We start from the raw sequence: 13,970 nt of genomic DNA on the forward strand, positions 1-13,970 counted from the left end.
ACGTCGGTTGGGTTGTGCAGCGCCGGTTCACGGTGTTACGCGTACTGCGGGACTCAACTCCAGAAGCTGACACGCCTCTATGAAAGGATGCCCCCGAAGACTTCTAACACAAGAGGGTAGAGGCGTCCGTCCAGCTCCCTATACCGCCTATGAAGGTCAGTCTTTCTGTCGCCAACTTGAAGCCAACCAAAGTTGTCGAGCACAGCTAGCTCCTCGGTGTCTCGACAAAGTGACCATCGTGTGTCTTCATATTCCTGAAGTCGATCGCGATTAACCGTGGAGGCCGCATCGAGGGGGCCGCCCATCGTCTCCGAGGTGAGCCACTGCCGGCGGTCGCCCACGGTCATTTCTAGCACCGATGCCATAAGCCGGTAACCGAGGGCGCGTGGAGTGGTGGGCGGCGATTTTTCAGGTAGATGGATGCCGAGAGACTCTTCCATGGCGCTGGCAATCGCCCTGGCACTGGGCATATTGACGGCCACCTCCCACTCCATTGTGAAGTGGCCGCCCATTCCGGCAGCAAAACCATAGCCCGTACGTCGCGCCTGATAATCCACGCCTCCACTCAGACTGGACAGCATTAGCGCATCGGCGTGCGCTGCCGAACCCTCATCTCCAGTCAGCCCGATGTAGACTCGACGATCCCGCCTCGCGAGCTCACTTGCTACACGCCAGGACAGCGCGTTGATGTGCTTGTACCTAAGCGTCCCTCGTTCTACATATGACATCTCTGATCTACGCTTTCTTCGTCCTAATTTGTAATTGAGCATGCGCCTTTGCAGCGCTCGCGTTTCCAAATCTACGACCTTGTCCGCACCCACAACCGCGACGGCCTACCTCGCGTTCCATCCGACATCTTTCCCGTTCCAACCAGCTTCGGCTCCATGAACCGCCGGAAGGTGTCCCGCATGAGCGTTTCGCCGGCTACTGCTTCGTGGAGAACCCGCAAGTCCTTGAGCGTGAACGGCTCCTCAAGAAGTGCCCCTGGATCCGGCGCCTCAGCGTAGGCCAGGCGCATCCTTCCCACGGCTTTGGCCACGATGTCAGCGTGGCCGTACGGCAACCGTGACACAACGTCCGGTTCCGCCGATACCGAAACCAGCATGACGCCGTCGGACGTCAACGCAGACTCAAGCGCAGCAAGAGGCACCATGTCGACGTGCGCAACCGAGAGGACCCAGCCGCGGTCGTCACGATCCGGTTCATCGAAGACGTGCAGCTGTTGAGGCACGCGGCCAGTGATCCCGGCTTTCTGGCGAAGACAGCGGAGCACCGCATCGGAAAGAAGCTCACGCTCTCTGAGGAAGGTCCCAGGGAGCGCCCACTCCCCCGTCCGATCACCGCTTGCACGCTGAACCAACAGCACACTCAGCGCGCCTTCCCACACGGTAAGGACCGCCGCATCTACTGCAACTGAGGGTCTCGGATAGTCCAACAATGTGCGTGACCTGGGATCTCGGGAAGCGTTCACACCATCATTTATCGCAGGCTTGCGCAAAAGAAGCAATCGCTGCATACTGACTCGATTAGCGCAAAATTGAGCTAATTCGAATCAGGAGGCACTAATGCAAGTCCCACAACTGCATCTGGGCGTTGGCACCGCTTTGGGCCCACTCAGCATCTTCCCCGTCTGGACCTCAGGCCATGGTGACTTGGCCATCAGCACCGGTGCACACGCCAACGTCGCCGTCAACGAACTGCCTGACGGCGCCCAGGTAGGCAAGCTAATGGCCAGCAACAATGGTCCCCGTCCCGCACTCCTCCTGGAAGGCGAACTCCTGGAAGGCGGGAAGCAACACCGAACCTGCGCCCACGACGTCATCCTTGGTGCAGGCGAGACCCGAACCATCGGGACCTACTGTGTTGAGGAAGGGCGTTGGGAAGCCGGCATGAGCAGTCATCGGCGGCAGAGTCGCCGCGCTCCCCTCACCGTCCGGGCAGAGCTGGCATCCCGCGTCGGGGCCTCGGACTCAAGCAACCGTCAAGGCCGCATCTGGGAAAGAGTGCGCCGTTTAGACGCGGCGCGTGGCGCCTCAGCCACCAACTCACTCGTCGACCACCTTGACCGCCAGGCACTGGCCCCGAGCTTTGACCCTAATGATGCTCTACCCCCAATCGACGGCCAGCGCGGAGTCCTGTTCGGGATTGGCACGCAGCCGCTGGTGTTGGAGATTTTTGGCACCCACACGATGTTCCGGCGCCACTACCACCAGCTCATTCGCGCGGCCCTGTTGGACCTCGAGTTACTTCCGGCCAAGGTCATGGCATCCAACCGGATGTCAGGGCAACAGGCCCGGGACTTCGCTGCGGTTGTCCAAGGGCTGGATTTCGGAGCGTTCGACGGCGGCCCACTCGCCGGAGTTCGAAGCCACGGACCGCTCCGAAGCCGTCCAGTCAGCTCTCTCCGGGCCGGACTGGAAGGTGCCGGCATCGCCGTCGAACTTCCACACCGCGGCCCAGAGCTGGCGCACCTGACCGTTTGGAACACCAAACACCCTCTGATGGAGATGGTATGAAACTCAATCCTTTGCAAAACGACCGCGCGGCCGGCGTTCTGGTGGCGCTTGCTGCCGGAGACGCTCTCGGCGCCGCTTACGAATTCGGCCCACCGCTGCCAGACGAAACGCCGGTATTGATGAAAGGCGGCGGTCCCTTCGGATTCGATCCCGCCGAGTGGACCGACGACACATCCATGGCCATTCCCTTGGCACGAGCGCTTGTTTGGTCCGGACCTGATCTTGCCTCTGACGCGGCGCTGAGCAGAGTTGTACGCGAGTGGAGTGCCTGGGCTGCCGACGCCAAGGATGTCGGCGCCCAGACCAACGCGGTCATTGCCGCCGCTACCCGTGCAGCAGCTTCCGCTGGGAGGCCGGTGACCGGCACGGACTTCACAGCTGCCGCCAAAGCGTTCCACGGACGCACTGAACGCAGCGCCGGAAATGGTTCACTCATGCGCACTGCTCCCCTTGCCCTCGCCTATCTCGATCGTGAGCCTGGTGAGCTGATGGCGGCGGCGGCCAGGGCGAGCGCGCTGACTCACGTGGATCCCGACGCCTTGGAGGCGTGCGGTCTCTGGTGTGTTGCCATAGGGCGGCGGTCCTGACCGGAAACCTGAATGTGCGGGCGGGGCTGGCACTGCTGCCCCCTGACCGCAGGGCAGTTTGGCTATCGCGCATCGAGTCCGCCGAACAGTCACGTGCACGGGACTTTCACCGGAATGGGTGGGTAGTGGAAGCGTTCCAAGGTGCTTGGAGCGCCATTTACTCCACAGTGTCTGCAACCCGTGGGCCGGAACACCTCCGCGAGGCTCTGGAGGAAGCCGTCCGGGGAGGCGGCGATACCGATACTGTCGCGGCAATTGCCGGCGGGCTTCTGGGCGCGGCCTACGGGTTCACGTCGGTGCCCTTGGAGTGGCGACGGCATTTGCATGGGTGGCCCGGACTACGAACCCGCGACCTCATGACACTGGGAATGGAGCTCGCCCGTGGAGAAGGCCCACGGGAACAGTCCTGGCCGGGCGCGGCACATCAGGACTACAGCATGTGGAGTCGCACCGATGTGCTGGTACAGCACCCGCACGACGACGGCGTGTGGTTGGGTGGCGCCGGTTCCCTGGGGCGGATGGAAGCTTTGGGGATCGACGCAGTTGTTTCCCTGTGCCGCCTGGGTACCTCTGATCTGTCAACCATTGCGGTGTCAGATCATGCATCGTTCTGGATTATCGATTCGCCGGACCCATCCGACAATGCTGACGCGGCGTTTGTCCTCGCTGAAGCGGCTGCCGCCGTCGAGCAGTTCCGTTCTGAAGGGAAGACGGTGCTGCTCCATTGCGTGCGAGCTGAGTCCAGGACCCCGACTGTTGCCGCTTTGTACAGTGCTGCTTCGTTGGGGATTGACGCTGAAACGGCACTGGACGACGTCCTGAATGTACTGCCCAACGCCTCACCGAATCCGCTGTTCCTGGACATCGTGCGGTCCGGCCGCTGTGCCTCGGACCGTCACAAACCCTCGGCTCGCGGCGACCTTCCTCATAATGTCCGAACCGCCTGATAGGTATATGACCATGACCACAACTCCTGAACTCAGTCGGGAAGAGCGCGACGCTGCAATGGTGGAGCGCTATGCCGACGGTGAGACTCTTGATGCCATCGGCCAGAGCTTCGGCATCACCCGCGAACGAGTCCGCCAGATCATTGCAAAGGTTGGCGGCACGAGCGCCGAAGAGTCCCGCAAAAGCAGACTTGCTTCAAGGGAAGCCGCAACCTCGGCCGCCCGCAACGCCTTCATGGCCGAGTATGGCGAGCTGGCTCGCCAGATGTCCAGGCGCGGAGTTACAAGACCTGATGCGATCGACAAACTGAAGGCACTATTTCCCGCGATGGACGCTGAGCTTGCCGAGGATGCCCTGCGGACGTCGTCGATCGTTTTCGACAAGTCACAGATGGAAGACATCTTCTCTAAAGAAGCGGTGGCGGCAGGTGTCTGGTACCTGCTGGGGTCCAACCTTGGGCTCGCTCCGGACCGTCAATGGGCCGCTGTCAACATCGAGCTGTCTTTGATGAACGAGCTCCGGGCCGCCTTGGAGTCTGCCGAAGCCGACGTCGAGGATGTCTCCACCATTTTGGGAGTTATCGGAGCTGCGCAAAAATACCTCCAAGAGAATCCCGAGACCAGTATCACCGGACAGCGATATGAGCATCTTCGCGACGAACTCGTGCCGGCGCTGGGCCTCGTCTCTCGCCAAGGAGCATTTCCGTGGCCCCCTACCCGGCAGACCGTGACCAAGCGTTTCGGCGGGTGGAACGAGGGCCTCGAAGCAATGGGGATCGGAACAGCTGCGAAAGGACGCCCGAAAGGGCTCCTGAAGTTCACCCCGGCCGACTACGAAGACTCGGTGCGCGATTTCAACAGATTCGCCCTGTCCAGCGGAGCCAAGCCGACATTCACGGGCTATGAGGCATGGGTCAAGCAAGAGATTCATGCCGGCAATTCCCGGCCCTCAGGTGCTGCAGTAAGGAACATCTACGGCACATGGCTTGACGCTGTTCGGGCAGTCCAAGAGTAGGAGTCATTATGGGGGACGAAATGGGAAGCGAGACACGCGCCGCGGTGATTCGGGAAGCGTACCGTCGCGGGGATCCGCTGGAAACCATAACTTCAGCGCACAGTGTCGATGCCGGCGAAATTTTCGATGCAATTGCTGATAGGCCCAGCGACGAACTCGCGCGAGCCCGGTCGGTGGGCAGCCGAGCCGTTAAAGCCATGAGCGCTCTTTGGAACAACGTGGAAATGGTCACCCGGTTGGATGATGCCGGCATCCCGCTGTTGGACACCCCGAAGGTGATCGGCGCGCTCGGGAACGACATTGACGTGGATGTAGCCGTAGCTATTCTGCAGTTCCTTGGCGTTCCTGACGAAGCCCCAGAGGAGCCCGCTCCTAAAATGCTAAGCGATAGGTTGAGCCTGCTCTACGTCGTCGGGAAGTATCACGGCATTGAACCCGACTACCAGCTGGCACTTGCAAAGATGCCGTTGGATGCCGTTGCTGCCTTTCGAGAGTTCGCGAAGCCGGATATCACCTATACGCGCTTGGCCGAGATCTTGGCGGTCGCTGAAACCACTGCCTTAGCCATACGTGCCAAGACGATCGCTACCCTCACTTACTCCGAGTACGACGAAATGGCCCAACAGATCTCGCGGCGACTGGGAAGAGTTTCCCGCGACGAGAACGACCCGTGGCCAGTACCCGTAGCAACCCTCGTCAACCGCCACGGAGGCGGGAGCTGGCAGGGAGCTATGGACACCATCCGGCTGAAGGTGGGCACTCCTGAGGGGCGGTTCGGGACGAATGAACACCAAGATGCCCTCGATTCGTTTCTCGATGAGTGCGAACTGTGCGGCTACGCAATGAGCGAAGAATCTTACGACCTCTGGGGCTTTTCGCAAGCGGGAATGCTGATCGAGCGACCATCCGCGAGCGAGATCGTGCGGCACTTTGGTGTTTCTTGGGACGAGCTCATGGATCAAGTATTTGGCAGTGAGGTGACCGAGATTCCGGTCACGCCCGTTCAGTCAAAGTTCTTGCTGAAGGCGCTCAGCAATGAGCACGGAATAGAGGACGACGGCGACGGGGAGCCCGCCGATGACGGCTGGCGCCGGACGGGAAATCTCATCAGCGATCTACTGGAACGCATGCCTTGGAACAGCTTCCTCAGAGTGGAATACGCGGAGGCCCAGGGCAACGGCACCACCCCCTACGCCCAAGCAACCCCCAGCGCGGACGGAGTCTGGTGCGAGGTCGTTTCGGAGGAATTTCTGCCCGCCGCGGAGTGGCCGATCGACCAGAAATACCTAACTGAAAACGGCTGGTCGGAACCGGACGCCGACTTCCCCAACTGGTGGAAATCCCAGCTCTCACCACGCGATGCCGGGCATCAGATCGTCACCGCCCTGAGACTCGGCCGGAAGTGTGCTGACGTTGCGGAGTTTCGGTGGTCCACAGGAGAGTTCCCGCCGGGCCCCGGACCTGACGGAGGAGTAACCCTGGATGACGCGCTAAATGGTGCGGTGCAAACCCTGAGGAACGCGAGTTGAAACCTGAGATGAACGTCGACGGAGCGTACTCAGAGCAGGCCATGAGGCTCCCCTTAAGGCGTATGGGTCCTACTCCCGGGGCCAAGGCGGCCGCAGCATACCGGGCCGGCAGACCAATGACCGCGATAGCTGAAGAGGCCAGTACCAGCGGGTACGAACTGCTGCGAAAGCTGGGCCGCAGGATCGCCGACCGCGCAGAACTGGAACGGTCGCGGTCACTCATGGCGCGCAGTCAAAAAACTGCCAATCTCTTGGCAGAACAGCGAAAGACCATCCAAAAGCTTCTGAATGCTCGAATTCATCACTCGGAGATCCCTAAAGTTTTGGGGGCTCTTGGGACTCCCGTCGACACTGAAATCGCGGTGGCCCTGCTATGCAATAAGCGCTGGCTGGCGAACTACTCGGAGCGGACTACGCCAGCCGGGCCTATCGCAGTTCTGGACCGGTTCAACCTCCTGTACATAGCGGGCGTTCATCTCCGGGTTGAGCCCGATTACAAGGCCGCGCTAGCTAACATGGCTCCGAGTGACATTCAAGAAATCCGGGACAACCTGGGCTCGTTCCTCAGCAGCACCCGAGTTGCTGAGATACTGGCCATCGTCGAAGCTACTACCCTTAGGATCCAATCCGCCAAGGTCAACGGTCCTTCCATGACGGCATACGGCGACGCTCTGCAGTCACTGGCTTCACCTGACGAACACAGCGCGATGTGGCCCGATTTCGCCAGGAATCTTCGACGCAGGGTGGGAAAAGGCTCGTGGGAACAAACTCTCCGCGCGGTAGGCCTCAGCATGAACGGGGCTGCAGCAAGGTTTGAAGCCGCGGACTTCCACGCAGCCGCTGAAGACTTCAAGGAAGCTTGCTCGGATCACGAATCGCCGTTCTTTCCTAAAGACGTATCCACCTACGACACTTGGGTCATCAACGAGGCAGCGGCGGGACGTGAGCGGCCGTCCGCCATCGAGATGAGAAGGCATTTCAATACTTGGGAGGGAGTCATCTCGGCTGCCTATCTCATCGACGATGATGAGATCGGAGGCCTCTCGAATCATTTCCGTGCTGAAAACTTATTGGAGCAGAAGTGGGCGTCCGTTGGAGAAGAGCTCAACGAGGCTTTGGCTGGATTATCCGATGGTTGGACCCTGATGATCGAATCCGGGAAAGAGACCTTAGAAGGCCCGCCTCTCCGAGCTCAAGCCAGCATCGTCGAGGGCGAAGTGCTATGCGAAATAAGGCCAGCCTGGGGCTTAGCAGGCGAGCAAAGATTCGACGAACCAAGTTTGGGACGTCGCGGTTGGCGAGCATCCAACTGCACAACATCCAACTTGTTCAACAACCTCGGTAATCCAAGCGAGGCTGGTCATGAAATCCTCGAAGCCCTGCAGGACGGGTTCGGGATCCGGACTCCCGACGACTTCCACTGGCAAACGGTGAGGTCCGACGACGAAAGACGTTCGTAGGCATCCATTTCACGCGTTCATAGGGTGGACGAGCCGGGCCGGACAACAAAAAGCGTGATAGAACAACCAAACAAGCTAAATGGGGGCAACATTGATCGTCGAGTTCGGCTGGTTCCTGGACCGTGCGCCGTGGGCATTCAGCAATCCGGGTTTGAACCGGGTTCGAGTTGGACGCAAGGGTTTTACCAACCTTCTCTTGACCAGGCTGGGCCTCACACGGCCGGACACCACACACGCTGATCGTGTGGGGCAATATTTGCAGCGACTGCTGTCAATAGACACCGACGACAAATGGTTCCACGGCTCACTTGCAGTTGATCCGTGGTCCACAGCCGTAGAACTTCTCGAGGCCCGCGACGACGCCGTGAGCAATGGATGGTCCGGAGCACTCCCCGCTGACACCCTGTCCGCTGCAGAAGTTTCACCACTGCTGCGAACCTTGGCAGCGGTCGAATCTGCAGAGGGCGATCTTTCCCCAGCTTTGGCCGATGACATCCGGGGCTTGCCGGCTGCGCTGCTCTCACCGCTGCCTCTGGGGATCGATCAAGTCATTCTTCAACACGCTGAATCCAATTTTCCGAGAATCTGGCGGGACATTTTCATGCTTCTTAGAGGGCGGGGAGTTCTGGTCAGTGAAAAAGCGGTGAGTGGCGCCCAACCACAACTGCACGTTCTGACGGCGGAGACGGAGTGGGAGGCCGCGGAAAACGTCGCTCGCTGGTTGGCATGCGGCGACAATACGAAGACTGCAGTTGTGTGCTCAGACCACACATCCGTCCTCGACCACTACCTGGCTGATAGGGGGCTTCCGCGATTGGTTGTCGGGGCAAGCTCCAGCTGGCGTGCCAATGACCAAATCATCCCCCTGTTTTTTGAGGTGATATGGGGTCCAATCAACGTCCGGCTGCTGGCGGAGTTTCTCTCTTTGCCTAGAACTCCGGTGAAGCGCCCGGCCTCGGGGTATCTGCTTCAAGCACTCAAGCAAGCTCCCGGCACGGGCAGCGAGGCGTGGTTTGAGGCCCTGGATAAGATCGCAGACCATCAGGATTTGGGTCCTTCGTGGGCCTCTGACATCGACCAGTTGTTCAATACGAGCCTCATTGACGGGGATACGGCACCCGGGTCCGTCCTTGTGGAGAAAGCGGCCTGGCTAACGGCACAGCTTCGTCGCCTGGCAAAGAAAAAGTCTGCTCTCCTGCCGACAGTGGAACAGCTTCTGCAGGTCATTGACCTTCTATCTACTGTCCCGGAAGTATCGAGGCCGGACGTGCGACGAATCGTCAGTTCGGTCATCACACCGCAATCGAACTCCATTGTCGCTCAGGAAGCGAGCCCATGGATGCGGTTGGCTCACCTCAGCGAGCTTTCCGACGACGTCGATTATGTCCTGTGGTGGGGTTTCAAAGATGCAACCCTTACGCCCGGGAGACGGTGGGAAGCGCATGATGTGGCAACACTGGAGAAGGTCGGCATCAGTTTGCCCGTTCCAGAGGACGCAGCCGCTTTTGCCATCCAGCAGACCCTGGCGTCTGCCGCCCACTGTAAAAACCTCATCCTTATCGAGGTAGAGCAGATACACGGCGCTCGAACGGAGGGACAGGGATTGCTCGAAGCCCTTGTTTCCGCGCAGCCCACAACAAGTCCAGATGATGCGGCCAAACCGCTGGCGGACCGTGCCCGTGAACTGAGATCCACACCGGACGAGCTCACCACCGCAGATGGGCTCTGGGTTTTTGCCGGCCGCTCGGCACAGCTCGTAGCCGCTCCGCAGCTGTTGCCCACTCTCCCGGCAGCAGTGTACGACGTCGGCGCAAACCCGTCATTTAGGCCGGACCAGTTGTCCTTCTCGCAGCTCTCAAAGCTGCTCGGTTGTTCGTTCGCTTGGGTGCTGGAGAAGAAGGCGAATGTGCACTCCACCGACGCGGCCCTAATTCCCAGTGACAACACGTTGCTCGGCATCTTTTCTCACAAAGTGGTGGAGGTTCTCCACAAACAGCTCAAAGCCAGGGCCGTTCCCGAAAAGGAAGAAATCCACCGCTGCATTAGTGCACTCCTGCCCCAGTACGCTGCCGAGCTGCTGTTGCCCGGCCAGCAGCGCCGTCACCACGCGATCGTCGGTATCCTGATCGACTCGGTCCACACCTTCTTCAGCCAGCTGTCGAAGGGCGGAGTTACCCTTCAGGAGGTTGAACAGGACTTTAAGAAGAATCTTGAACTTGTTGGTTCACAAGGCAATTACCAAGTAGCTGTTAGTGGATGCGCCGACGCCGTCGGGGTGGACGGCGATGGGCGACAGGTTGTCATTGACCTGAAGTGGACCAACCACGCGAAGTACCGTCGGGAGGAAGTTGCTGGTGGCACCGCGCTACAGCTTGCCCTGTATCAATGGGCACTGCACGAGGGTGCGGACACTACTGACGATCCCACTGCCTACTACATGCTCAAGCAGGGATCTTTTATCTCTGCTGACTCGCATTTCGGCCAGCCACTTCGGAGTGCGGTGAAGCCAACCGACCTCTGGGACAGCGCGAAAAAGGCGATCACATTCAGCATCGACGAAGTAGTTAACGGCCGTGTCATCGCCACCCAAGTGGTCGAGGACAATCGGGCAGAGAGTGAACCGAGCCGCGAAACAGCATGTCGTGACAGCGGCCTACATTACGTCAAGCCCCCCTGCCGTTTCTGTGAATTGGGAGTGCTGTGCGGGTTGAAAGGTGACTTTTCATGACCAAACTCGACAACGTGACGATGGTTTCGGCAAGCGCCGGCACAGGCAAGACGTACCACCTGACCTCAGAGATCACGGATCGCATCCAGTCCGGACTGACGGCTACCCAGATCATGGCCACAACTTTCACTAAGAAAGCCGCTGCTGAGCTCCAGGAACGAATCAGCGCTCGGCTATTGGAACATGCCGGGGCAGCCAACGGTTCGCAGGCCCGTTCGCTACAGCTTGCTGCTCAACAACTTCCAGCAAGTCTTATTGGCACTGTTAACAGTGTCTGTGGTCAACTGCTGCAGGAGTACGCAATAGACGCTGGTCTATCTCCCGCACTTGAGGTCATCCCCGAAGAACAACTCGGGAGTATCTTCCACCTTGCCGTCGATTCCGTCTTGGCCGACCATGCGACGGGAATTCTACCGATTGCCCGCCGTATGGGAACCGACGAAGACTCGCCCTATGACTCGCAAACTTGGCAGGATACCGTCCGGTCAATTGTCGATGCGGCCAGAACCAACCGGCTCCGCTCACGTGACTTGGCAGCCTGCGCGGACAGATCGTGGGCAGGCATCCGCAAGCTCCTCGACGATCCCGCCGAGGATGAACGTCCCGTCTGGCTGAGCGATATGCGCGCAGGGCGAGCAGAGCTGGAGGAACTGGCCAAGACAGGACTCGACGCCGCCGGCAGGCAAGCAAAGATCACTACTGGAGTGTTCGTCGAACAGTATCCGAAGGTCATCCAGAAAATTGACTCCGCAACGACGCCGGACGAGACCCCGTGGGAGATATGGCGGGGTTTTGTAGCATCGAAACCCGCTGCGCCAATAGCTCAAATCTTCCTGGATCTCCGGACTCGGATACACGAAGGACTATTATCCAATCCGGCATTTCACTCGGACATTGAACAGTACATCCGTAAGATATTTGCCTGCGCGGCAGAATGCCTGGAAACCTACGCTGATTTTAAGCGCCTCCATGGCTTGATGGACTTCGTCGATCAAGAGACCCTCGTCCTCGATTTGGCACGCACCAGCGATGCGTTTCGCTCTTCCTTCTCTCGGAGGATCAGCTTCTTGGTAGTGGACGAGTTCCAGGACACGAGTCCCCTCCAGCTTGAGCTTTTCCTGCAACTGAGCGGTTTGGTCAAAGAAGCCGTATGGGTCGGCGATCCTAAGCAAGCGATCTACGAGTTCCGTGGAACAGACCCTGACCTCATGCAAACCGTTGTGGATCAGGTGGAGAACAAGCGCCAGCTTTCAGAATCCTGGAGATCGTGCGCGTCTGTCATCGCATTGTCCAACGCTGTCTTTGAGCCTGTTTTCGGAACGTTAGGGATGCCCGCTGCGTCAGTCCGGCTCGATATGCCGGAAGCACACAAGGACTGGCCAAAGGGCAGCTTGGAAGCGTGGGCCCGTCCACAGAAGAACGACGGCGACCGGCTTCTGGCCACAGCTGCCGGGGTAGCCGACCTGCTTAACCGTCGTAGCCACGTGAAGCCAGGCGACATCGCAGTTCTGACGCGCTCAAACAAGGACGTTGAGGCCATCTCCGCCGCACTGGACGGTTTGGGTATTCGGGCAACACGGAATCCACGCAAGCTCAATGAAGCCCGTGAAGTTCAGCTTACTCGCGCAGCCATGGCATATGTTGCTGATGATCGAGACACCATTGCGCTCACCGAGTTGGTGGCGTTGCATCCTAGCCACCCTTCCAATGGAACTTGGCAGCGGGAGCTGCTGTCCGCCGTCGAGCCTGAAACCGTCCACACCAGCTGGGCCCAGCAGCCTCAGGTACGCGCTTTGGCCCGGGTCCGTGACTTGGCTGGCACGGCAACGCCACTTGAGATTTTCGAGGCCGTCATAGGCGCCGTCGGGCTGACAAATCACATAAAGTCATGGACGTCTCCCGAAACCCGTCTCCGGAATCTCGACGCCATGAGAGGCACAATCGAAGAATACTATGAGCATTGCAGGGCACTCCGGGCGCCCGGAACACTGCGCGGCTTCCTGACATTTTTCGCTTCAGATAATCACCAATCAGCGGAAAACGCTGGCCCCGACGTCGTCAATGTCATGACTTATCACAAGGCCAAAGGTTTGGAATGGCCCGTGGTCGTAATGGAAGCCCTGGATAAGGACGTCCGCTTCGCCGCTTTCGGCACTGCCGTGGAACAGGACGGAGAGCTGGACCTGGAACAGCCGCTGAAGGACCGGTGGATAAGATTCTGGCCGAGTCCGTTCCCCTATAAGGCTTCGCCGCTCGACGCGGCCGGCCAGACAAGCCAGATCGCCATGAACGCGGAGCTTCGGGAGCGCAACAACACGAGCCGGCTCATATACGTGGGGATGACTCGTGCCAAAGAAACCACCGTCCTGACTGCGAAGTCGAATCAGCCACAGCTCCTCAACCTGTTGGGGGTCCCCTCGCTCTTATCCTGGTCAGGAGAGGACGAAGGTGGATTGCTGAACATAGCGGGAAGTTCTCCCCTGCCCGCCCGGATTACCTCGTTTGACGTGCAAGAAACCAAGACCGACCAGACACTCAGCGTTGCCCAGTACATAGACCCAGCTAGCTTGCAGCCACTGCCCGTCTACCCTCCGGCACGACTTACCGCGAGCTCCGAATCATCCTCCGCCTATGACGCGAAGGTCCTTCTGGCTACAGAGCTCGGACCCAGACTGGCTGCACGCGGTTCTGAAGAGTGGGGTGCAGTGGGAAGCGCCGTTCACGCATACTTGGGGACGCAATACTCCACGCTTACCTCGGTCGACCAGCTTCGTCTTGCCGAGACAATCATCGAACGATGGAAGTTAGGCCATGTGGTAGGTCCGGAACTACTGATCGAATCCGGTGCCCGGCTCGAGTCGTATTTGACAGCGGCGTACCCGGGATGGACGCACCATCGCGAGGCGGCCATTGGGTGGCGGACTGAGAACAGAGTGATGGAAGGGTGGATAGACCTTCTGCTCGAAGGACCTGAGGGATGCGTCCTTATCGATCACAAGACCTATCCCGGGAATGACCCCGAGGGCCATATCCGAGACAAGTACCTCGGCCAGATGGCAGCCTACCGTGATGCATTGGCGGCCGCCGGGAAGCCCGTGATCCGCACGCTCATGCATCTTCCTGCTTTGGGCCAAATCTATGAAGTACTACCCGTTTCCGAAGCCACCCAGCCCACCACGGAAGGTTGA

10 protein-coding genes are annotated in these 13,970 nt (G+C 59.5%); 8 read left to right on the forward strand and 2 right to left on the reverse strand.

The genetic code is table 11. The annotated features are described in order from the left end of the window. Nucleotides 1-77: 77 nt before the first annotated feature. Together HAV21_RS09500 and HAV21_RS09505 are read right to left on the reverse strand one after the other, a co-directional pair. Nucleotides 78-557 (reverse strand): hypothetical protein, encoded by a 480-nt coding sequence (locus HAV21_RS09500; RefSeq protein ID WP_166841513.1) that lies wholly within the window; start codon nucleotides 555-557, stop codon nucleotides 78-80. A 242-nt stretch (nucleotides 558-799) separates the two neighbouring features. Continuing rightward, nucleotides 800-1,516: an NUDIX domain-containing protein gene (locus HAV21_RS09505; protein ID WP_166841514.1), complete on the reverse strand. Its 717-nt coding sequence runs from the start codon at nucleotides 1,514-1,516 to the stop codon at nucleotides 800-802. A gap of 49 nt (nucleotides 1,517-1,565) precedes the next feature. Between HAV21_RS09505 and HAV21_RS09510 the strand changes: the two genes are divergently transcribed. From HAV21_RS09510 to HAV21_RS09540, 8 genes are all read left to right on the forward strand, one after another. Continuing rightward, nucleotides 1,566-2,516 (forward strand): DUF6569 family protein, encoded by a 951-nt coding sequence (locus HAV21_RS09510; protein WP_166841515.1) that lies wholly within the window; start codon nucleotides 1,566-1,568, stop codon nucleotides 2,514-2,516. Next, nucleotides 2,513-3,103: an ADP-ribosylglycohydrolase family protein gene (locus tag HAV21_RS22455; RefSeq protein WP_279539005.1), complete on the forward strand. Its 591-nt coding sequence runs from the start codon at nucleotides 2,513-2,515 to the stop codon at nucleotides 3,101-3,103. Before HAV21_RS09510 ends, HAV21_RS22455 begins: the two co-directional genes overlap by 4 nt. A 125-nt stretch (nucleotides 3,104-3,228) precedes the next feature. Beyond that, nucleotides 3,229-4,050, forward strand: a complete 822-nt coding sequence (locus HAV21_RS22460; protein WP_347877633.1) for an ADP-ribosylglycohydrolase family protein — start codon at nucleotides 3,229-3,231, stop codon at nucleotides 4,048-4,050. Between the two features lie 13 nt (nucleotides 4,051-4,063). After that, on the forward strand, nucleotides 4,064-5,065 hold the full coding sequence (locus tag HAV21_RS09520) for a sigma factor-like helix-turn-helix DNA-binding protein (RefSeq protein WP_166841516.1): 1,002 nt from the start codon (nucleotides 4,064-4,066) through the stop codon (nucleotides 5,063-5,065). Nucleotides 5,066-5,073: 8 nt separating this feature from the next. Then, entirely contained in the window at nucleotides 5,074-6,594 is a 1,521-nt protein-coding gene (locus HAV21_RS09525; RefSeq protein ID WP_166841517.1) for a hypothetical protein, read from the forward strand. A gap of 221 nt (nucleotides 6,595-6,815) precedes the next feature. Beyond that, a complete protein-coding gene (locus HAV21_RS09530) occupies nucleotides 6,816-8,054 on the forward strand; it encodes a hypothetical protein (protein WP_166841518.1) in 1,239 nt (412 codons plus the stop codon). A 79-nt stretch (nucleotides 8,055-8,133) separates the two neighbouring features. Beyond that, nucleotides 8,134-10,782 carry a PD-(D/E)XK nuclease family protein gene (locus HAV21_RS09535; RefSeq protein WP_166841519.1) on the forward strand — a complete coding sequence of 883 codons (2,649 nt, stop codon included), beginning with the start codon at nucleotides 8,134-8,136 and terminating at the stop codon, nucleotides 10,780-10,782. Beyond that, a complete protein-coding gene (locus tag HAV21_RS09540) occupies nucleotides 10,779-13,970 on the forward strand; it encodes a UvrD-helicase domain-containing protein (protein WP_166841520.1) in 3,192 nt (1,063 codons plus the stop codon). The genes HAV21_RS09535 and HAV21_RS09540 overlap by 4 nt, the downstream gene beginning before the upstream one ends.

Origin of the sequence: Paenarthrobacter sp. MSM-2-10-13 (genome assembly GCF_011605365.1) — a bacterium.
In the GTDB taxonomy this organism is placed as follows: Bacteria; Actinomycetota; Actinomycetes; order Actinomycetales; family Micrococcaceae; genus Arthrobacter.